Annotated in this window: 19 protein-coding genes and 1 pseudogene; 13 read left to right on the forward strand and 7 right to left on the reverse strand. The window is 59.5% G+C overall.

What is annotated here, in order from left to right:
• Window positions 1-31: 31 nt before the first annotated feature.
• Together groES and groL are read left to right on the forward strand one after the other, a co-directional pair.
• The gene (gene groES / locus B9Z50_RS03430) at window positions 32-319 is read left to right on the forward strand and encodes a co-chaperone GroES (RefSeq protein ID WP_019426307.1); all 288 of its coding nucleotides are present in this window, start codon (window positions 32-34) and stop codon (window positions 317-319) included.
• An 81-nt stretch (window positions 320-400) separates the two neighbouring features.
• Window positions 401-2,053: a chaperonin GroEL gene (gene groL, locus B9Z50_RS03435; protein WP_108362228.1), complete on the forward strand. Its 1,653-nt coding sequence runs from the start codon at window positions 401-403 to the stop codon at window positions 2,051-2,053.
• Between the two features lie 89 nt (window positions 2,054-2,142).
• Here the strand turns inward: groL and B9Z50_RS03440 are convergent, their stop codons facing one another.
• The 4 genes from B9Z50_RS03440 to tal form a co-directional block, all read right to left on the reverse strand.
• Window positions 2,143-2,484, reverse strand: coding sequence for a J domain-containing protein (locus tag B9Z50_RS03440; protein WP_108362229.1), 342 nt, complete (start codon window positions 2,482-2,484; stop codon window positions 2,143-2,145).
• Between the two features lie 109 nt (window positions 2,485-2,593).
• Entirely contained in the window at window positions 2,594-4,135 is a 1,542-nt protein-coding gene (gene pgi, locus B9Z50_RS03445) for a glucose-6-phosphate isomerase (RefSeq protein WP_108362230.1), read from the reverse strand.
• Window positions 4,125-4,421 carry a hypothetical protein gene (locus B9Z50_RS17395; protein WP_146183150.1) on the reverse strand — a complete coding sequence of 99 codons (297 nt, stop codon included), beginning with the start codon at window positions 4,419-4,421 and terminating at the stop codon, window positions 4,125-4,127. Before B9Z50_RS17395 ends, pgi begins: the two co-directional genes overlap by 11 nt.
• Complete coding sequence (tal, locus tag B9Z50_RS03450) at window positions 4,418-5,365, reverse strand: transaldolase (protein WP_108362231.1); 948 nt, start codon at window positions 5,363-5,365, stop codon at window positions 4,418-4,420. The genes B9Z50_RS17395 and tal overlap by 4 nt, the downstream gene beginning before the upstream one ends.
• A gap of 81 nt (window positions 5,366-5,446) precedes the next feature.
• On the opposite strand from tal, the gene zwf reads away from it, so the two are divergent.
• Together zwf and B9Z50_RS03460 are read left to right on the forward strand one after the other, a co-directional pair.
• Entirely contained in the window at window positions 5,447-6,910 is a 1,464-nt protein-coding gene (gene zwf, locus B9Z50_RS03455) for a glucose-6-phosphate dehydrogenase (RefSeq protein ID WP_108362232.1), read from the forward strand.
• A gap of 236 nt (window positions 6,911-7,146) precedes the next feature.
• A complete protein-coding gene (locus B9Z50_RS03460; RefSeq protein WP_108362233.1) occupies window positions 7,147-7,992 on the forward strand; it encodes a MurR/RpiR family transcriptional regulator in 846 nt (281 codons plus the stop codon).
• A 24-nt stretch (window positions 7,993-8,016) separates the two neighbouring features.
• Here the strand turns inward: B9Z50_RS03460 and B9Z50_RS03465 are convergent, their stop codons facing one another.
• Entirely contained in the window at window positions 8,017-9,459 is a 1,443-nt protein-coding gene (locus B9Z50_RS03465) for a sensor histidine kinase (protein WP_233249732.1), read from the reverse strand.
• Between the two features lie 7 nt (window positions 9,460-9,466).
• Window positions 9,467-10,186: a response regulator transcription factor gene (locus B9Z50_RS03470; protein ID WP_233249733.1), complete on the reverse strand. Its 720-nt coding sequence runs from the start codon at window positions 10,184-10,186 to the stop codon at window positions 9,467-9,469.
• A gap of 116 nt (window positions 10,187-10,302) precedes the next feature.
• On the opposite strand from B9Z50_RS03470, the gene B9Z50_RS03475 reads away from it, so the two are divergent.
• The 9 genes and pseudogenes from B9Z50_RS03475 (at window position 10,303) to B9Z50_RS03515 (ending at window position 18,368) form a co-directional block, all read left to right on the forward strand.
• Window positions 10,303-11,277, forward strand: coding sequence for a tripartite tricarboxylate transporter substrate binding protein (locus B9Z50_RS03475; protein ID WP_108362551.1), 975 nt, complete (start codon window positions 10,303-10,305; stop codon window positions 11,275-11,277).
• A complete protein-coding gene (locus B9Z50_RS03480) occupies window positions 11,274-11,738 on the forward strand; it encodes a tripartite tricarboxylate transporter TctB family protein (RefSeq protein ID WP_108362234.1) in 465 nt (154 codons plus the stop codon). Before B9Z50_RS03475 ends, B9Z50_RS03480 begins: the two co-directional genes overlap by 4 nt.
• Window positions 11,739-11,787: 49 nt before the next feature.
• Entirely contained in the window at window positions 11,788-13,284 is a 1,497-nt protein-coding gene (locus tag B9Z50_RS03485) for a tripartite tricarboxylate transporter permease (protein WP_108362235.1), read from the forward strand.
• 461 nt (window positions 13,285-13,745) lie between these two features.
• Window positions 13,746-14,229, forward strand: a pseudogene (locus B9Z50_RS17880) (Bug family tripartite tricarboxylate transporter substrate binding protein).
• A gap of 370 nt (window positions 14,230-14,599) precedes the next feature.
• Window positions 14,600-14,836 (forward strand): hypothetical protein, encoded by a 237-nt coding sequence (locus B9Z50_RS03495; protein ID WP_108362236.1) that lies wholly within the window; start codon window positions 14,600-14,602, stop codon window positions 14,834-14,836.
• Between the two features lie 48 nt (window positions 14,837-14,884).
• Window positions 14,885-16,207, forward strand: a complete 1,323-nt coding sequence (locus B9Z50_RS03500; RefSeq protein ID WP_108362237.1) for a phosphoethanolamine transferase — start codon at window positions 14,885-14,887, stop codon at window positions 16,205-16,207.
• A 102-nt stretch (window positions 16,208-16,309) separates the two neighbouring features.
• A complete protein-coding gene (locus B9Z50_RS03505) occupies window positions 16,310-17,116 on the forward strand; it encodes a hypothetical protein (RefSeq protein WP_158270620.1) in 807 nt (268 codons plus the stop codon).
• Window positions 17,117-17,136: 20 nt separating this feature from the next.
• Window positions 17,137-17,808, forward strand: a complete 672-nt coding sequence (locus B9Z50_RS03510) for an acyloxyacyl hydrolase (RefSeq protein ID WP_108362239.1) — start codon at window positions 17,137-17,139, stop codon at window positions 17,806-17,808.
• A gap of 131 nt (window positions 17,809-17,939) precedes the next feature.
• Window positions 17,940-18,368 carry a hypothetical protein gene (locus B9Z50_RS03515; protein ID WP_158270621.1) on the forward strand — a complete coding sequence of 143 codons (429 nt, stop codon included), beginning with the start codon at window positions 17,940-17,942 and terminating at the stop codon, window positions 18,366-18,368.
• A gap of 80 nt (window positions 18,369-18,448) precedes the next feature.
• Here the strand turns inward: B9Z50_RS03515 and B9Z50_RS03520 are convergent, their stop codons facing one another.
• Complete coding sequence (locus B9Z50_RS03520) at window positions 18,449-19,423, reverse strand: tripartite tricarboxylate transporter substrate binding protein (protein WP_108362241.1); 975 nt, start codon at window positions 19,421-19,423, stop codon at window positions 18,449-18,451.
• Window positions 19,424-19,502: the final 79 nt, after the last annotated feature.

The following is a 19,502-nucleotide window of genomic DNA, read 5'->3' on the forward strand; positions in this document are numbered from 1 at the left end:
TTCAACCCTTGTTTCAAATCCAGGAGATTCCATGAAACTGCGTCCTTTGGGCGATCGCGTGATCGTCAAGCGTATCGAAAGCGAAACCAAAACAGCCTCGGGCATTGTGATCCCCGACTCGGCTGCAGAAAAGCCCGATCAAGGTGAAGTCCTGGCCGTCGGCCCTGGCAAAACCAACGACAAAGGCGAGACCAAAGCCCTGAGCGTCAAAGTCGGCGACCGCGTGTTGTTCGGCAAGTACAGCGGCCAGACCGTCAAGGTCGGCGGCGACGAGCTGTTGGTCATGAAAGAAGAAGACCTGTTCGCAGTGGTCGAGTGATTTGCGGGACAGACCGACTGACGCGCGAAGCGCCCAGTCGCTCTGTCCTCAACTGATTAATTTGAATTTAGGAGCTTAAAAATGGCAGCAAAAGACGTAATTTTCGGCGGCGAAGCCCGCGCACGCATGGTTGAAGGCGTGAACATTTTGGCCAACGCGGTCAAAGTGACTCTGGGCCCTAAGGGTCGCAACGTGGTTCTGGAGCGTTCGTTCGGCGCCCCCACCGTGACCAAAGACGGTGTGTCCGTGGCCAAGGAAATCGAACTCAAAGACAAGCTGCAAAACATGGGCGCCCAGATGGTCAAGGAAGTCGCTTCCAAGACGTCTGACAACGCTGGCGACGGCACAACGACTGCCACCGTGCTGGCTCAAGCCATCGTGCGCGAAGGCATGAAGTACGTGGCCGCTGGCATGAACCCGATGGACCTGAAGCGCGGCATCGACAAAGCAGTGACTGCTTTGATCGAAGAGCTGAAGAAGGCCACCAAGGCCACCACCACCAGCAAAGAAATCGCCCAAGTCGGCTCCATCTCTGCCAACTCTGACGCCAGCATCGGCGAAATCATCGCCAACGCCATGGACAAAGTGGGCAAAGAAGGCGTGATCACTGTGGAAGACGGCAAGTCTTTGAACAACGAACTCGACGTCGTTGAAGGCATGCAGTTCGACCGCGGCTACCTGTCGCCCTACTTCATCAACAACCCCGAAAAGCAAGCCGCTTTGTTGGACAACCCTTTCGTGTTGTTGTTCGACAAGAAGATCAGCAACATCCGCGATCTGCTGCCCACACTGGAAGCCGTTGCCAAAGCTGGCCGTCCTTTGTTGATCATTGCCGAAGAAGTCGAAGGCGAAGCCTTGGCAACTTTGGTGGTCAACACCATCCGTGGCATCTTGAAGGTTGTGGCGGTCAAGGCTCCTGGCTTTGGTGACCGTCGCAAAGCCATGTTGGAAGACATCGCCATCTTGACCGGCGGCAAAGTGATCGCTGAAGAAGTCGGCCTGACCCTCGAAAAAGTGACTTTGGCTGACCTCGGCCAAGCCAAGCGCATCGAAGTGGGCAAGGAAAACACCATCATCATCGACGGCGCTGGCGCTGCTGGTGACATCGAAGCCCGCGTCAAACAAGTGCGCGTGCAAATCGAAGAAGCCACTTCCGACTACGACCGCGAAAAGCTGCAAGAGCGCGTGGCCAAGTTGGCTGGCGGTGTGGCCGTGATCAAGGTTGGCGCTGCCACCGAAGTCGAGATGAAAGAAAAGAAAGCCCGCGTGGAAGACGCCCTGCACGCCACCCGCGCTGCTGTGGAAGAAGGCATCGTGGCTGGTGGTGGCGTGGCTCTGCTGCGCGCACGTCAGATGGCTGGTGTCATCCAAGGCGACAACGCTGACCAAGACGCCGGCATCAAGCTGGTGTTGAAAGCCATCGAAGCGCCTTTGCGCGAGATCGTGTACAACGCCGGCGGCGAGCCATCGGTGGTGGTGAATGCTGTGTTGGCCGGTTCGGGCAACTACGGCTTCAACGCCGCCAACGACACCTACGGCGACATGATCGAAATGGGTATTCTGGATCCTACAAAAGTGACCCGTACTGCTTTGCAGAACGCCGCTTCTGTGGCCTCTTTGATGCTCACAACAGAGTGCATGGTTTCCGAAGCCCCGAAGGACGAGTCCGGCGCTGGCGGCGGCGGCATGCCTGACATGGGCGGCATGGGTGGTATGGGCGGCATGGGCATGTAACTGCCCCGCTGTCTGGACTGAGGGCTCAGGCCCTCACCCGGCCAACAACAAAGCCCCGCAAGGTGAAAGCCTTGCGGGGCTTTTTTCATTCAGACATAAGCGTGCAAACGGCCGCGCTGATCGTAAGTGGTCAAAAATGGCAGGGCACTGGGCAAGCGGTCTTGGCAAGAACTGCGGTGAACCAAGGGCATCAATGGCTTGGCTGGTGCTTGCAAACGCTGCCGGTCATACCGGCGGCGGCTTTCTGGATGACCGAGCACCTCCCAAGCGCCATTGAGCCGGGCCATCTTGGCCGCTGCAGCCCAGCCCGCACCCTCTTGCCTGTCCGGGTGGTAGCGTTTGGCCAAAGCGCGGTAAGCCGCCCGAATGACATCCGGCTCGGCTTCGGGTGCAACCCCCAACTCGGCATAAAGGTCCATGGTCTTGTCCATGGCTTGAATTATGGAATTGGAATACCTTATTTGTATATAAATTGGTAATTTAATCGTATCAAAGTGTTAAATTTAATACCAACCAAGGACGCCATGGGGCTGTGACGCCTCAGCGCATCGAATTCATGGACGCCAGCAGGGCGGCCGTAGACGGGTCCAGCCCGGTCACATCACCCGAAGCCATGCGCGCATGGATGTCTTTGGCCAGCACCTTGCCCAGCTCCACGCCCCATTGGTCAAAGCTGTTGATGCCCCAGACCGCGCCGCTCACAAATACACGGTGCTCCTGCAAGGCAATCAACGCCCCGAAGCTGGTGGGTGTGAGTTCATCGAGCAGCAAAAAGGTGCTGGGTCGGTTGCCGGGAAAGTGCTTGTGGCCGCCCTCATCGGCTTGGCCCAACATCAGCGCCTGCGCCTGCGCGATCACATTGGCCAGCAGCAGTTCGTGGTGGTCTTTCAGGCTGTGCGTGGGCTTTTTCACGGCGATGAACTCCATCGGCACCACATCCGTGCCCTGGTGCAACATCTGGAAATAGGCGTGCTGTCCGTTCGTGCCCGGCTCGCCCCAGAGCACGGGCGAAGTGCCATAGGGCAGCGCATGGCCGTTGCGGTCCACCCGCTTGCCATTGCTCTCCATCTCGAGCTGCTGCAAATATGCTGGCACGCGGCGCAAAGCGCTGTGGTACGGCGCAATGCTTCGGCTGGTGTAGTTCAAAAAGTTTCGGTACCAAACATCCAGCAGACCCAGTCGGACCGGTAGATTGGCTTGCAGCGGCGCACTCTGAAAATGTTGGTCCATGGCATGCGCACCGGCCAACAGATCCCTGAAACCCTGCGCACCGATGGCGATGGCTACGGGCAAGCCAATGGCCGACCACATGGAGTACCGCCCACCCACCCAGTCCCAAAAACCGAACGTGGTGGTGATGCCCATCTCCGCTGCAGCGGCCACATGGGTGGTCAGCGCGGCAAAATGGCGCGACACATCGGTACCCCCCTGCGCCTGAAACCAGGCCAGTGCCGATCGGGCATTGGTCATGGTCTCGATGGTGGTGAAAGTTTTGGACGCAATGAGGAACAGCGTGCTCTCGGCCTTCAGGCCTCTGAGCACCGCGGCCAGTTCATGGCCGTCCACATTCGACACAAAGTGAAAGCGCTTGCCCGGGATCACAAAATCTTGCAGCGCCAGCACTGCCATTTGCGGGCCCAAGTCCGAGCCACCAATGCCAATATTGACCACGTCTGTGATCTGTGCATCGGCTCGCACCTGCTCGGCAAAGGCGAGCATGGGCTTCAAGGTGTCGTGCACTTGTTGCAAAGGCTCGGCCAGTGCGCCGGGCAGCGAGCCCTCTGGCTGACGCAGCAGCCAATGCATCACGGCACGACCCTCGGTGTTGTTGATGGGCTCACCCCGGAACATGGCGTCGCGGTGCTCGGCCAGGCCGGTTTGGCAGGCCAATTCCATCAACAAGGCTTCGGTGGCGGCGTCGGTGTGGTTTTTGGACAGGTCAGCGAACACACAGGGCGCCTGCTGACTCAATGCTTGAACACGCTGCACATCGGCTGCAAAAGCGGTGCGCAAATCAAAACTGGCAAATTCCTGGGCATGCTGTTGCAAATTCTTCCAGGCGGGGGTCAGGTCACAACGCATCGTCTACTTTCTTAACCTTTGTCATCGTGAGGAACGAATTGATCCATGGACTGCCGCGTCGCTTCGCTCCTCGCAGTGACGGGTGTTTGGGTGTCACCGCGACGCATATCTGTTTCGCCGTCATTGCGCAGCACAGCCGTTTCGCCGTCATGCGCAGCACAGCTGTTTCGCCGACATTGCGCAGCAGGCCTGTTTCGCCGTCATGGAGGGCCAAGCTTGTCCAACTGTCATGGCGAGCGAAGCGCGGCCATCCATGTCCCAAACGGTGCAGCTGCTCAGTCGTCATGCCGACTGCATCAACACTTCAAGCTTGACCGCATCGGCGCAAAAGGCGCGGATGCCTTCGGCCAGCTTTTCTGTGGCCATGGCGTCTTCATTCAGGGCCAAGCGGAAAGCGGCTTCGTCGTACCGCACAGCAGGCAAGTCCATGGCCTGCGCGGCAGAGGCGTTGAGCGCCTGGCCCAGCGGGGCCTCGGTCGCAGCCAGCTGGGCCAACAACTCGGGGCTAATGGTCAGCAAATCGCACCCCGTCAGCGCCGTGATCTGGCCGATGTTGCGAAATGAAGCGCCCATCACTTCGGTTTGGATGCCGTGTTTTTTGTAGTGGTTAAAGATCGCCCGCACCGACTGCACACCGGGGTCGTTCGCACCCGACATGGCCGCTTCGTCCCAAGCTGCGCCTGCGGACTTCTTGTACCAGTCGTAAATGCGGCCCACAAAGGGCGAGATCAATTGCACCTTGGCTTGACCACAGGCCACCGCCTGGCAAAACGCGAACAGCAGCGTCAGATTGCAGCGAATACCCTCGCGCTCCAGTTCGGCAGCGGCCTGGATGCCTTCCCAGGTCGAGGCGATCTTGATCAACACACGCCCGCGGGGAATGCCTTGTGCCTCGTAGAGTGCCATGATGCGACGTGCCCGCGCCACCGTGGCGGCGGTGTCAAAACTCAAACGGGCATCGACTTCGGTCGACACGCGCCCTGGAATGGTCTTCAAAATCTCGCAGCCAAACCGCACCAACAAATGGTCCATCACCACGTCCAGCGGCTGCCCCCGGTGCGCGGCCACAGCTTCGGCCAGCAGAGGGGCGTATTCGGGCTTTTGTACGGCCTTCAAGATCAAGGACGGGTTGGTCGTCGCGTCCTGTGGCTGGAACTGGGCGAGTTGCTTGAAGTCACCGGTATCGGCCACCACGGTGGTGAATTGTTTGAGGGCGTCGAGTTGGTTCATGGGGTTTTTCAAAAGAGGCTTGAATTATCAGTGAAACAAAGTTACATTACAAATCAATTTTTCATGTAACTCAAGAACAACATGGCTTTTGATCTGGTTTTCTTCGGCGGCACGGGCGATCTGGTCTGGCGCAAACTCATGCCTGCCCTGTTTCAGGCTTACAGACACGACACCTTACCCGAAGGCGGTCGCATCATCGGTGTGGGACGTGACGATCTGACAGACGTGCAATACCGCCAACAAATCCAGTCGCGGTTTGAACAGGTCGAAGGTGACAAGCGTCCCAATCCCGAAGAATTTGCCCACTTTGCGGCCATGCTGTGCTACGTGCGCATGGACCTGTCCAAACCCGAATCCTATGCCGCCCTGTCGGCCCGCCTTGCCGAGCGCGAAACCGACAGCGTGGTCATGTACTTGTCCACCGCGCCCAGCCTGTTCACCACCGTGTGCGAGCAGCTCGCAGCGAACGGTCTGAACACCCCCAGAACCCGCATCGTGCTCGAAAAACCGCTGGGCCACGACTTGGCCTCCAACCGCAGCATCAACGAAGCCGTGGGCAGGGTCTTCAAAGAGCAGCAGATTTTTCGCATTGACCACTACTTGGGCAAGCCTGCGGTTCAAAACCTGTTTGCCATGCGTTTTGGCAACGCCTTGTTTGAGCCCCTGTGGCGGCGCGAGCACATCGCCAACATCCAGATCACCATGTCCGAAGAGTTGGGCGTGGAAAAGCGCGGCGGCTTTTATGAAACCACCGGCGCCCTGCGCGACATGGTGCAAAACCACGCCCTGCAACTGCTGTGCGCCATCGCCATGGAGCCACCCATCAACGCCCACGCCGACGCGATCCGCGACGAAAAGCTCAAGGTGCTGCGAGCCCTCAAGCGCTGGACCCCGGAAACCCTGAGCCAACACGTCATTCGCGGCCAATACTGCGCAGGCAATGTGTTTGGCCAGGCGGTGCCCGGCTACCGCGAAGAACAAGGCGTGAGCCCCAGCAGCAGCACCGAAACCTTTGTGGCGCTGCGCACCGAGATCGCCAACTGGCGCTGGGCAGGTGTGCCCTTTTACATCCGCACCGGCAAACGCATGGCCGCACGCGAAGCGCACATTGAGATCAACTTCCGCCCCACGCCGCACGAAATTTTCAAAAGCCCCATGGGCCACGCCAACAAATTGGTGATCCACCTGCAGCCCAAAGACGGGCTGGAGTTGCACCTGTTCGCCCAAGGCCAAAGCAAACGCGGCGAGGGCAGCGGCGGCGCCACCCTGAGCCCGGTGCATCTTGATTTGGACTTTGACAAACGTTTTGGCAGTCAACGCGTGGGTGCTTACGAGCGCTTGCTGCTCGATGTGCTCGACGGCCGCCTGAACCTGTTCGTGCGCAGCGACGAACAAGAAGAAGCCTGGCGCTGGGTCGAGCCCATCTTGCAACACTGGAAAAACGACCCCACCGGCCCACGCCCTTACGCCGCAGGCACCTGGGGGCCCAGCGCCTCAAGCGCCATGATCGCCCGTGACAGCTTTTGCTGGTCCGAAGAAATATGACCCCTCCCCTCTGTAGGAACAGTCTGCGACCGCAAACCCACCACCGCACACCACCTTTGTAGGAACGGTCTCCGACCGCTAACCCACCAACGCACACCCCTTTGTAGGAACGGTCTCCGACCGCGAACCCACCAACGCACACCCCTTTGTAGGAGCGGTCTCTGACCGCGAACCCACCACTGCAAGCGCCATCGCGGTCAAAGACCGCTCCTACAAAAAACTTCAGGAGATACCCCATGCTCGACCGAATCAAAGCCTCTTTGCCGTCCCTGGCCCCGGCCGAGCAACGCGTGGGCAAGCTGGTGCTCGCAGACCCCCGCGCTTTTGCCAAGCTGCCCGTGACCGAATTGGCCGACCGCGCCCATGTGAGCAAACCCACCGTGGTGCGCTTTTGCCGCAGCGTGGGTTATGACGGCCTGTCTGACTTCAAGCTCAAGCTGGCCGGCAGCGTGAGCGAAGGCGTGCCCTTCATCCACCGCAGCGTGGATGTGGACGACAAAACCAGCGACATCGCGGTCAAAGTCATCGACAACACCGTGGCCGCTTTTTTAAAGTACCGCAACGACGCCAGCTCATTCGCTTTGGAACACGCCGCTCAATCCCTGGCCGCCACACAAAAAACCAACCGCCGCATCGAGTTTTATGGTGCGGGCAACTCCGGCATCGTGGCGCAAGACGCGCAGCACAAATTTTTCCGACTGGGTGTGAACGCCATTGCCTACAGCGACGGCCACATGCAGGTCATGAGCGCCTCCATGCTGCGCCCCGGTGACTGCGCGGTCATCATCTCCAACTCTGGCCGCACCCGCGACCTGATGGACGCCTGCGACATCGCCAAAAAGCAAGGCGCCACCACCATCGTCATCACCGCCAGCGGCTCTCCCTTGGCCAGCGCCGGGCACATTCATCTGACGGCCGACCATCCCGAGGGTTACGACAAATACAGCCCCATGGTCTCGCGCCTGCTGCACTTACTCATCATCGACATCTTGGCCACCACGGTGGCCCTGCGCATCGGCGAAGAACTCCAACCCGTGCTGCGCGACATGAAGAAAAACCTGAGCAGCAAGCGGTACACCTGAGCCAGCCGGCAACTTGACGCGACATCAGCTAGGACGCCAATCCATCCGAATCAGCGTCCCCCGCCCTTGGTTCACCGGGCTTGTCACCCCCACCACCGCCCCATGTTGGCTGGCGATTTCTTTCACGATGGCCAGGCCCAAACCGCTGCCACTCACACTCGAAGGTGCGGCGCGGTAAAAGCGCTCGAACACATGGGCCTGGTGGTCAGGGGCGATGCCCGGGCCGTCGTCTTCCACCTCCAGCCACGTATCGCCTACACGCACGGTGATGTGCGCACCCGGCTGGCAGTGGTGCATGGCGTTGTCAATCAAGTTGCTCAAGGCCTCATGCAGCAGCAAGTCCACGCCCTGCACTTGGGCCTGGTCCACCTGGGCCTCCAAGCCCAAGTCGTCGCCGCGTTGGTGGGCTCGCATCAGGTGCTCTTGCGTCACGTGCCGCGCCAGCGCCACCAGGTCTACCGTGTGCGGGCTGTGCATTTCGCGGGCATGCTCCACCCGTGTCATGGCCAGCATCTGCTCAGTCAGGCGCACCGCGTCCTCGGTGGTCTGGCGGGCCGCTTGCAGCAATGCCAAGGCTTGTGCGGGTTCGGTATTGCGCTGGGCCAAAGTGAGCTGGGTTTTCAGGGCCGTGAGGGGCGTGCGCAGCTGGTGCGCGGCGTTGTCCAAAAAGCGTTTGCGAATGTCGATCAAGCGGCCCAAACGGTCCAGGTAACTGTTGAGCGTCTCAATCAAGGGACGCAACTCGCGCGGCAAATCTGGCGGGTGGATGGGTGAAAAATCGTCGTCGGCTTTGTCCGCGAGTCTTTGGCGAAAGGCCTCCAGCGGCCGGATGCCGCGCTGCACGCCCCACACCACCAAGAGCGCAGCGGCCAAAAGCAGCAAGCCCTGGCTGCCCAAGGTGTCCCACAAAATTCGCTGAATCAATTGCTGACGTGCTTCCAGGGTTTCGGCCACTGTGATGCGCACGATCGGGTCCTGCAGCGCCGCGCCGTCCACCACATGCGTCAGCTGCGCCAGCCGCACCGGCAAATCCAAGTATTGACCATCGTCAAACTGCACCAAAGCAAAGTACCGCACCGCCGATTCGCTGCGCATGGGCGCATCGGGCAAGGCCGACACCCCGGCCAGCAGCTGCCCGTCGAGCGTGCTGACTTTGTAAAACAGACGCGAGCCTGTGTGGTTTTCAAACAGATAGCCAGCGGCCCGCATCAGGTCCAGCTCGATGCGGCCGTTTTGCCAGCGCATCTCCTCGGCCAGGGTGCGGGCCGCCAAATACAGCGATCGGTCATACGCCTCGTTGGTCGCTTGCACCGCGTTGCCGTAGGCCACCCAAGCATTCACACCAATCAAGGCTGCAAGGGGCAACAAGATCCAGCCCAGCAAACGCCTGCGCAATGACGCAGCAGCACGGCTGAAGGGCACGGGGTGATCGACGACAGCATGGTCAAGCATGGGCTCGGAAGACATGTTGCGCTCAGCCGCTTTGGCCACGCACCGCGGGGGCGGTCAACATGTAGCCCATGCCACGGAAGGTGGTGATCGCCACCTCGGGTGCCGCCCCGGGCAATGCGGCTTCAAATTTTTTGCGCAAACGGTAAATCAGCACCTCCACCGCGTCCAAGCCTGCGGCTTCATCGGCAAACACCTCGGCGTGCAGCTGCTCTTTGCTCACGGTGCGTCCTGGCGAGGCCAGCAGCACACGCAGCGCAGCGGCCTCGCGTTGCGTCAGTGCCAGCACCTGCCCCTGCAAAAAAACCGTGCCTGTGTCGGCCTGCATTTCCAGCGGCCCCCAACGCAGGGCTGTGGTTTTGGCGCGGCCGTGACGCCGCAGCAGCACCTGCAAACGCGCTTCGAGTTCACTCAGATCAAAGGGCTTGGGCAAATAGTCGTCAGCCCCCATGTTCAAACCCAGCACCCGATCGGGCACGCTAGCGCGTGCCGTCAAGATGATCACCGGCACCGCATCACCGCGCGCACGCAACGCTTGCAGCACACTCAAACCGTCTTGCCCCGGCAACTGCAGGTCGAGCAGAACTGCATCAAACGGGTGACCGGGCTGCAAACAGCGCTCGGCCTCGTGGCCGTCGGTGGCAAATTCAACCCCCATGCCGCCCTGGCGCAGGGCGGTGCCCAGCCACAAAGCGATGTCTGGCGTGTCTTCTACCAACAGGATGCGAGGCGCTAGGGTATTCACTGAAGAGCTTTGACAGGTGATTGACAGGTTGGCGCGTGTGCACGGCCCAAAATGAGCACAACTGCCTTGTGACTGCGCCCGGCAGTGTGTTTTTCATTTTCACACAGGAGACCTGCATGTCCATTTCCAAACGCGACTTCCTGGCCCTCGGCGCTGCCGCTGGTGCCTCCATGGCCTTGCCCACTTGGGCCCAAGGCAAACCCCTGTTCGACACGTTGAACATGTTTGTGCCCGCCGCCCCCGGTGGCGGCTGGGACGGCACGGCACGCGCCATCGAGCGTGCGGCCAAAGCCGCAGGCCTGGTGGGCAATATGCAGTTTGAAAACGTGGGCGGCGCTGGCGGCATGGTCGGCCTGCCCCGTTACGTGAACCAGCGCAAAGGCCAGGGCAACAGCCTGATGGTTGGTGGCTCGGTCATGGTGGGTGCTGGCATTGCCAACAAGAGCCCCATCACCATGCGCAACGTCACCCCCATCGCCCGACTGACGGAAGAAGCTGGCGTGATCGCCATCCCCACCAACGGCAAGATCAAGACTTGGAAAGATCTGGAAGCGGCCATCAAAGCCAACCCCAAAGCCGTCTCGGTGGCCGGTGGCAGCGCAGGCGGCACCGACCACATCTTGCTGGGCATGATCATCAAGGCCCTGGGCCGCAACCCACGCGAAGCCGCTTATGTCGCCTTTGCTGGCGGCGGCCCCGCCAACGCGGCCATTTTGGGTGGCCAGGTGACGGCCGGCATCTCGGGTTATTCCGAATTTGAAGAGCAGATCAAGGCCGGCCGCATGATCGCCTTGGCCGTGTCGGGCAACCGCCGCATCCCTGGCGTGAACGTGCCCACCTTGACCGAGTTGGGCGTCAACGTGACCGCCGCCAACTGGCGCGGTGTGTTCGCCGCTCCAGGCATCAGCCAAGCTCAGCGCGACAAATTGATCGACTTCATCACAAAAGTGAACGCTTCCGAAGCTTGGAAAAAAGAACTCGAGACACGCAAGTGGACCGATGTGTTCATGACAGAGCGCCCCTTTGAGCGCGAGATCGAAGCCAACATCAAGGCCACCGAAGTCATCATGAAAGACCTGGGTCTGGCATGAGTCCCCTGCGACTGGCTTTTTTGCTGATCGCGCTGTGCGGCGTGGCTGCCTGGCAAGTCACGGTCATTCCTGAATCACTGATGCAGATGACCGTGGGCCCAGTGCTCGCCCCCGCCGCCATCGTGGCGGCGCTGAGCCTGGTGGTGGTGCTGTACGGCATCAGCGCCTGGCGCGGCCGCCAGGTGGACATGAGCCAGGACGACGGACAGCAGGCGCTGCCCGGTGCCAACGCCCGCTTGTTGTTTTTGTTGGGCGGTGGCGTGGCCTTCATGACCTTGGTCATTCCCTTGGGCTTTGTGCTGCCCGCCACCCTCTGCGGCATGGGGATCGCTCGCGCTTTTGATGCGCCTTTGAATGCCAAATCAGCACTGGTTTGCGGCCTGATCGCCGCCGTGTTCTGGGTCGTCTTTGCCCGCCTGTTGGGCGTCGGACTTGGCCCCGCCCTGCCCTGGTGGATTTGAACCGTCCACGCACGTTCAACCCTGAACGCCCAACCCCAACGGATACCTCATGGAAGCTTTTGACGCCCTTCTGGGTGGCTTTGCCATTGCCTTGCAACCCACCACCTTGATGTGGGGTTTCATCGGCTGCTTTGTCGGCACACTGGTGGGCGTGCTGCCTGGCATCGGCCCAGCGCTCACCATCGCCTTGCTGCTGCCCCTGACCTACCATGTGCCCGCCACCAGCATGTTCGTGATGTTTGCGGGCATTTATTACGGCGCGGCCTATGGCGGCTCCACCACCTCCATCTTGCTCAACACCCCCGGAGAATCGGCGGCAGTGGTCACCGCTTTGGAGGGCAACAAAATGGCCCGTCGCGGCCGTGCAGGACAAGCCCTGGCCACCGCCGCCATTGGCAGCTTTGTGGCCGGCACCATCGGCACCTTGGCGCTGACTTTTTTCGCCCCATTGGTGGTCGATGCCGCCCTCGCCTTTGGTCCGGCTGAATACTTCAGCCTCATGGTGCTGTCGCTGGTGGCCGTTTCTGCCGTGCTGGGCAACTCCATGTTGCGCGGCCTGGTGGCGCTCGGCCTGGGTCTGCTGCTGGGCATGATCGGCATCGACCTGCAAACTGGCCAGCCACGTTTTACTTTTGGCCGCCCCGAATTGCTTGACGGCATCGAAGTGACCGTGGCCGCTGTGGGCTTGTTTGCGGTGGGCGAGGCCTTGTACCTGGCCTGGCAAGGCCGCGAGTCCAGAGGCGGCGAGGTCATGAAACTCTCTGGCAGCCTTTGGATGAGCAAAAAAGACTGGGGCCGCTCATGGAAAGCTTGGTTCCGAGGCGCGTTTTATGGTTTTCCCATTGGGGCCATGCCTGCAGGCGGTGCCGAGTTGCCCACGCTGCTGTCTTACTACACCGAGAAAAAACTCTCCAAACACCCTGAAGAATTTGGCCACGGCGCCATCGAAGGCGTGGCCGGCCCCGAGGCGGCCAACAATGCGGCAGCAGCTGGCGTGTTGATGCCCTTGCTCACCTTGGGCATTCCCACCTCGGCCACTGCCGCCATCATGCTGTCGGCCTTTGAGGGCTACGGCATTCAGACCGGTCCGCAACTTTTCAGCCAGCAAGGCGGCCTGGTCTGGACCCTGATTGCCAGTCTCTACATTGGCAACGTGATCTTGCTGATCCTGAACCTGCCTTTGGTCAGCCTCTGGGTCAAACTGCTCAAGATCCCACCACCCTGGCTGTACGCGGGCATCATCGTCATCTCGACCGCTGGCGTGTATGGCGCGGGCAACTCGGTGTTCAACGTGGGCATGCTGTTCCTGTTTGGCCTCTTGGGCTACCTGATGCGACGCTTTGACTTCCCGGCTGCACCACTGATCGTGGGCCTCATCCTGGCGCCCATGGCCGAGCAGTCCATGCGACAGGCGCTGACCATCAGCCAAGGCGAATGGTCCACCTTCTTCACACGGCCTTTGTCGGGCAGTTTGATGGCGGTATCGGTGTTGCTGCTGGTGGCACCGATACTATGGCGACAGTTTCGCCGCCATGCGAAAACTTGATATGAAATAACTCTTTTCAAAGCGTTTGTTTTATTTGCTTTGATACGAGTTCGATTTCCACCACAAAAGTTCGGAGACATTTAAGACGCACAATCCCTCCTCATTCCCCGCCGTGGCTACCTCAAGTGGATGGGCGCTGCAAGCTTAGCAGCCACTGGCTGTTTCGGGCCACGCCCAATCGGCTTGGCCCAACTAGCCGATCCGCTGGATCATCCCCTTTGCACCCGGCGACACCTCCAGCATTGTGGCGCGTGGCATTGCGGCTCAGCTGACCAAGCCGATGGGCATGTCCTTTGTCATCGACAACAAAAGCGGCGGCGGTGGTGTGCCCGCCATATAAGAGCTTCACCGCGCCCCTGCAGATGGCTACACCATCATCATGAGCCACATCGGTCTGATGGCGGTCAACCCCCCTGATCTACCCCGACAGCGGCTACGACCTGAACAAGGACTTTGTGCCCGTGACCCTGCTGTCGCGCGTGCCCAGCCTGTTTGTGGTGCACAAAGACGTGCCGGCCACCGACATGAAATCCTTGATCGCCTGCGTCAAATCCCGTCCTGGTCAACTCAACTACGCCTGCGCTGGCAACGCCTGCGCTGCTGCCCCACATCAAGAGCGGCGCATTGCGCTGCATTGCCGTGGACACCACCGAACGCATCCCGGTTTTGCCTGACGTCCCCACTGTGCAGGAGTTGGGCTTCAAGGACTTCGAAACCGTTCAGTGGTTTGGTATTCACGTCCGTGCAGGCACGCCACCAGAGATCATCACCAAGCTGCAGCAAGAATGCGCCAAAGTGGTCAAGTCACCCGAAGTGGTGGCCCAAAACGCCGCTGAAAGCGCCATCCCGGGTGGCGGAACGCCCAGCAAATACGGTGCCTTTGTAGCCCGCGAACAAGCACGCTGGAAAGAGGTCGTGATCAAGGCACAAATCAGACCCGGTTAAATTTAAAAGTTGCAGATTCAACCGACACACGCCTTCAGGCCCAACAAGGCTGGACAACAGAGGTCTAAAAGTTCAAAAACCCACCGTGGCAACACGGTGGGTTTTTTGTTGAACCAACGCCTAGAACACGCCGGTCGGGGTAGGCCGCTTCCTGCCAGCGGGTATATTCCAAGGCTCGATTCAAGGGCTGCGTGCACCCCATCACCGTCTGCCATCTGGGATTTTGTCTAATTGCGCCGCGCCAAACACTGCCATGACCTACCGCATTGCCCTCATTTGTCTGGCCACTTTGGCTCTGGGTCTGATCGACCTGCTGCTTGTGCGCGATGTGCAATGACTGCGGGACAACGTTGGCGGCATTCGTTTTCAGGTGAACTTTGGCTTGAGTCTGGCGGTGCTGGGCGTTTTGTTGCAGTGGTTGGCAGGTTTGTGGCTGCGCAGCCGCGCCGGTTCTGTGCTGGTGCTGGTGGGCACGGCGCTCGTTTACAACGTGCAAACGGCTTATTTCGGCATTTACCAAAAATACGTGGGCGTGTTTGATTTGCGATTTTTCGCGGCAGACCCGGTGATGTCTTTGTCCCTGTATGCCGAAAACGGTGCAGTCTGACGCCCCCTGCTGGCGGCGCTGGCGGCCTCGGCGGTGCTGGTTTGGGTGATGCGCTGGCAACAACGACCACCGCGCTGGTGGCGGTGGTTCGCCAGGCTGGTGGCGGTGCTGTTGTTTGTACTGCTGACGGTCAACTGGTACAGCGCCCCCGCATTTCAATTGGCACCCTTGGCCTATGCAGGCAATGTGGTGCGCGCCCTGGACCTGGGCAGCGGCAAAAACAGCGATGCCGTCATTGACCGCCCGGCTCTGCCCCAACGGGCCGCAGCGCCCGATGCGCCGAACATCATCTGGGTGATTGGGGAAAGCTTGAAGCCCAAGCACATGGGGATTTACGGCTACGCCCGTGACACCACGCCGCAGCTGTCGCGCATGCAAAGAGAAGGGAAGCTCATCGTTTTTGACAATGTGCTCTCCATTGGCACCCGCACCATGACGTCGGTGCCCTACATGCTGCATGGCCTGCAGGGCATTGACCCGCGGGGCCTTATTTACAAAACGCCCAGCATTTTCAATTACGCGCGCAGCGCGGGTTATCAAACAGCCCTGATCACGGCCCAGGACTTTCAATGGCGCAACATTGACCGCTTGTTTGTGGACAAGGATTTGGGACATTTCCAACAGGGCATTGATTTCTCATCCTCGGTCAACGTGTCGGTGGATGCAGACGATTTGCGTGTTCTGGACAGAGGTGTTTTGCCGTATTGGGAGCGCAGCGCCCGCGCATCGGCACAACCTGTGTTTCTGGTCACGCAGATGAGTGGCAGCCACCCGCCTTTTGATGCCCAGGTGCCCGCCGCCTTCAAGCAGTTTCTGCCCGAAACTGGGCCCAACAGTGTCAATGCCTTCGACAACACCGTCTGGTACACCGATCTTTATTTGTCCCGCTTGTTGGCCCAAGTGCGATCGCGCAGCCCCAACACCTGGGTGATTTACACATCAGACCACGGTCAATACGTGAGCGACCGCGAAACCCGGTTTCATGGCGACCTGGGCGAAGCCGTGACCCATGTGCCTTTGTTGGTGTTCCCGCCTGCCACGAAGGGCCAAGACATGGCCATCAATACCCGCTCTCCTGTGTCTCAGGCCGACATCATGGCCACAGTGCTGGACCTCATGGGCCAACAAAACGTCACGGACATCGATGGCATCAGCCTGCGCCGCCCCATTCCAGCTGATCGCATGCGCATTGTGTCGCCTTACATGATCACTTTGCACAACGACCCCAAAGCCGCCATTGTCTTGCCCGACGGTCAACGCCACGAAATTGATTTCACCCAGCAAAGCGTGAAATGGGCCGATGGCCGTGTCACGCCTTACTCGGAGTTGCCGCCGCAGTGGCGCGCGCGCATCGACGCTCGGCAACCCTGATCTGTGAAAAAATACTCCTTCTGGTCTGTCCCGCGCCGCTGTGCCCAGTTCTGAACCTTGCGACTTGCCCACTTCTACCGAAAGATGCCCACCATGAATTTCATGCGATTTCAATGTCTGCCCAAGCTGCGCCAGCGACACACCGCTGCGTGTCTGGGGTTGTGGGTGAGTGCGCTGTGCAGCACCTCAGTTTGGGCCCAGGGCTTTTCGAACGCGGTGAGCACCGCCCAAATTCGCAGTGACTACAGCCACTTTTATGCCAAAGACAACCTGTACAAACTCGGTTTGGCCATGGGGGCCGGCGCCGCAACGGCCCAGTTCGTTGATGAGGGCATTTCTCAGAAATACCAAGCGCACTGGCGCAGCAGCGCCACCGATGATTTGTCCAAAACCGCCAAGCTCTTTGGTGAATGGAAAATCATTTTGCCCTTATCGATGGCGGCCAGCTTCCTGAGCCAGCCAGGCGACCACGGCCTGGGTGAATGGGGCAACCGTACTTTGCGGGGGCTCGCGGTGGGCGGGCCGGCTGTGGTGGCGTCGCAAATGCTGACCGGGGCCTCACGCCCCAATGACAACGATCCCAAAGGGGCGAAGTGGAAGCCGTTTGATGACAACAATGGCGTCAGTGGACACGCCTTTGTCGGCGCGCTGCCATTTTTGACCTTGGCACAGATGAATCAGGACAATCCGGGCGTGCGCTACGCGGCCTTGGCCGCCTCGTTCGCAGCGCCGTTGTCCCGACTCAATGACAACCAGCATTACTTTTCTCAAATCATGCTGGGTTGGTACTTTGCGCACCAGTCGGCCTCTGCCGTGAACGACAGCCGCTCCCTACCTTCCAAATCAAGTTTTGCCCCCATGCTTGGCCGAGATGTGGTCGGCGTGGTTTACACCCGAACGATCAATTGAAAAAGACGGCGTCATTGAAGATGTTGAAACGAATCCCTGCGTCCAAGCGCCCAGCTTGGACGTCCATTTTGCTGGCCTCAGGGCTATTGTTGGGCGCCAACATGGCGCACGCTCAGCCCAAGAGGCACGTCCCCTACAAACAAGCCGCCATTTTTGGCTCGGTCTTTACTTGGACCTATGCCCTGGCAACGGGTGCACCGGTGACCCGCTGCGAGCCTGTGGGCTCCCATGCCCGAGTGGAGTACGGTGTCGACGAGGAGTTGACTGTCAAAACGGTGGGGCTGTACACCCACAATTGTCTGATCCGGCAATACGACACCTGGCGCCTGTCTCACACGCCCATGCTCAACGTCACGCACTGGGCGGGCGATTCGACTTCTCAAAATTCACGCTCGACTTTTGACATTGCGGCCATTCCCATGATCCGTTGGGAAAAAACATTTGGCTTCACGCCTTACCCCATGGATTTTGAGATGGGTGTGGGTTTCTCTTACCTCAACGACGTCAACATTGGTTCACGTGAGAAATCCACGCAATTTCAATTCACCGATCACTTTGGTTTTGGGGTTTCAAGCCCAGAGCGCGATTGGCGTGTGGGCTTCGCTTTCAGGCACCTGAGCAATCTGGGATTGAAGTTGCCCAACAACGCTGCCAACTTTTTTGGTGCGTCTTTTGAAATGAAATTCGATTGATGCCTGGACTCGCCACCCTTTTGAGCCGCTCACAAATGGCCAAGCACTGCTTGGCTTTTTTGTGTGCTCTTTCTGGCGTGGGTTTACCCTTTTGTAGTTTGGCGCAATCCACCGAGGCACCTGCTGTGGCCATGGCGCTGCCTGAAAAAAATCGTGAGCTGAGCTTCATGTGGGGCCCGTTGACGCACCACTTTTCTCAAAGCAGCGATCACCGATACGTCTGGCTGGTGGGCATTGAGGCGGCCTATCCAGACCAAAGCGTAGCCGGGGCAACTTTTTTCTCCAACTCCTTTGGCCAGCCCAGTACTTACATCTATCCCTTTGGACAAATCTACAAAGATATTTTCAATGTGCAGGATTTGTACTTCAAATGGTCTGCCGGTCTCATTTACGGTTATCTGAGCCCATATCAGGATAAGGTGCCTTACAACAAAAACGGGTTCTCCCCCGGCGTGATCCCCGCGATTGGTCTGCAAAAAAAGAACTACAGCGCTCAGTTGAATTTTTTATTACTGGAAGGTGTGATGCTGCAGTTCAATTTTCCAATAGGCACCCGGTAGCCGCTCTCCTTGACATGGCACCGGGTGGACAGACGACGCGTGGTGGGTCGTCTGCTGTGTGATGACACGGTGGGTTTTTGTTACTGCTGGGGAATGCCCGCTTTTTGAATCACTTCGGTCCAGCGCTTGATGTCCGAGTCGAGCAATTGCGCCAGTTGTGAGGATGTGCTGGACTGTGCTTGCACATTGAAGCCGGCCAGGCGCTGCACCATGGCGGGATCGGCCAGCACTTTGGCCACTTCAGCGCTCAGGCGCGCCACCACAGCTTGGGGCGTTTTGCCTGGGGCTGCAAGGGCGTTCCATGACGAGACATTGAAGTTGCTCAGGCCCGGCAACTCGCGCACCACCGGCACTTGCGGCAGGTCTTTGGGGCGGTTGGCACCCATCACGCCCAGCAGTCGCACGGCCTTGGCATTGATTTGGGGTTTGACCGGTCCCAGAATCTCCACCACCACATCGACTTGCCCGCCGCGCAACGCGTTGATGACGGCAGGCGTGCCGTTGTAGGGAATGATTTGCGCGATCAGGTTGGCCTGGGTGCGCAGCAACTCGGCTGCCAAGTGTTGGGTGCTGCCGATGTTGATCGTGCCAATGTTGAGCAGACCCGGGTTGGCGCGGCCAAAACTGACCAGCTCGGCCAAGGTTTTGTGGGGCGAGGATTCGGGCACCACGATGGCGATGTCGAACAGGCCCAGCAAAGACACGGGCGCGAAGTCAGTGCGTGGGTTGAAGGGCAAGTACTTGAACAGGCCCGCACTCACGGCTGTGCCGTTGGACATGAGCAGCAGGGTGTGGCCGTCGGGCTCGGCCTTGGCCACCAACTCGGCCGCCACAATGCCGCCTGCGCCGGGTCGGTTGTCGATGACCACCGGTTGGCCCAAGTTCATCGACAGCTGCTGCGCTACGGCGCGGGCGGTCAGGTCGGCCACGCCCCCGGCGCCAAACGGCACAACGATGCGCAAAGGCTTGGATGGAAATGCAGGCTGTGCCCATGCCATTCCCATGGGAATGCCCGACAGGGCGGCGGCTTGAATCAGGTGGCGACGGTTGAGCATAGAGCGTACTTTCAAAATAATCGAGCCGAATGGGTAAGCCAAAAACTGAGCCAACAACAGCGTAGTTACCACAGGTTGA

It is taken from the genome of Limnohabitans sp. Bal53 (genome assembly GCF_003063355.1).
Lineage (GTDB): Bacteria > Pseudomonadota > Gammaproteobacteria > Burkholderiales > Burkholderiaceae_C > Limnohabitans_A.

Excerpts from the sequence above, each read along its gene's own strand:
- groES (WP_019426307.1), top strand. The coding sequence starts at position 32 with ATGAAACTGCGTCCTTTGGGCGATCGCGTGATCGTCAAGCGTATCGAA.
- groL (WP_108362228.1), top strand. The coding sequence starts at position 401 with ATGGCAGCAAAAGACGTAATTTTCGGCGGCGAAGCCCGCGCACGCATG.
- B9Z50_RS03440 (WP_108362229.1), bottom strand. The coding sequence starts at position 2,484 with ATGGACAAGACCATGGACCTTTATGCCGAGTTGGGGGTTGCACCCGAA.
- pgi (WP_108362230.1), bottom strand. The coding sequence starts at position 4,135 with ATGCGTTGTGACCTGACCCCCGCCTGGAAGAATTTGCAACAGCATGCC.
- B9Z50_RS17395 (WP_146183150.1), bottom strand. The coding sequence starts at position 4,421 with ATGACGACTGAGCAGCTGCACCGTTTGGGACATGGATGGCCGCGCTTC.
- tal (WP_108362231.1), bottom strand. The coding sequence starts at position 5,365 with ATGAACCAACTCGACGCCCTCAAACAATTCACCACCGTGGTGGCCGAT.
- zwf (WP_108362232.1), top strand. The coding sequence starts at position 5,447 with ATGGCTTTTGATCTGGTTTTCTTCGGCGGCACGGGCGATCTGGTCTGG.
- B9Z50_RS03460 (WP_108362233.1), top strand. The coding sequence starts at position 7,147 with ATGCTCGACCGAATCAAAGCCTCTTTGCCGTCCCTGGCCCCGGCCGAG.
- B9Z50_RS03465 (WP_233249732.1), bottom strand. The coding sequence starts at position 9,459 with ATGTCTTCCGAGCCCATGCTTGACCATGCTGTCGTCGATCACCCCGTG.
- B9Z50_RS03475 (WP_108362551.1), top strand. The coding sequence starts at position 10,303 with ATGTCCATTTCCAAACGCGACTTCCTGGCCCTCGGCGCTGCCGCTGGT.
- B9Z50_RS03480 (WP_108362234.1), top strand. The coding sequence starts at position 11,274 with ATGAGTCCCCTGCGACTGGCTTTTTTGCTGATCGCGCTGTGCGGCGTG.
- B9Z50_RS03485 (WP_108362235.1), top strand. The coding sequence starts at position 11,788 with ATGGAAGCTTTTGACGCCCTTCTGGGTGGCTTTGCCATTGCCTTGCAA.
- B9Z50_RS03500 (WP_108362237.1), top strand. The coding sequence starts at position 14,885 with ATGCGCTGGCAACAACGACCACCGCGCTGGTGGCGGTGGTTCGCCAGG.
- B9Z50_RS03505 (WP_158270620.1), top strand. The coding sequence starts at position 16,310 with ATGCGATTTCAATGTCTGCCCAAGCTGCGCCAGCGACACACCGCTGCG.
- B9Z50_RS03510 (WP_108362239.1), top strand. The coding sequence starts at position 17,137 with ATGTTGAAACGAATCCCTGCGTCCAAGCGCCCAGCTTGGACGTCCATT.
- B9Z50_RS03515 (WP_158270621.1), top strand. The coding sequence starts at position 17,940 with ATGGCGCTGCCTGAAAAAAATCGTGAGCTGAGCTTCATGTGGGGCCCG.
- B9Z50_RS03520 (WP_108362241.1), bottom strand. The coding sequence starts at position 19,423 with ATGCTCAACCGTCGCCACCTGATTCAAGCCGCCGCCCTGTCGGGCATT.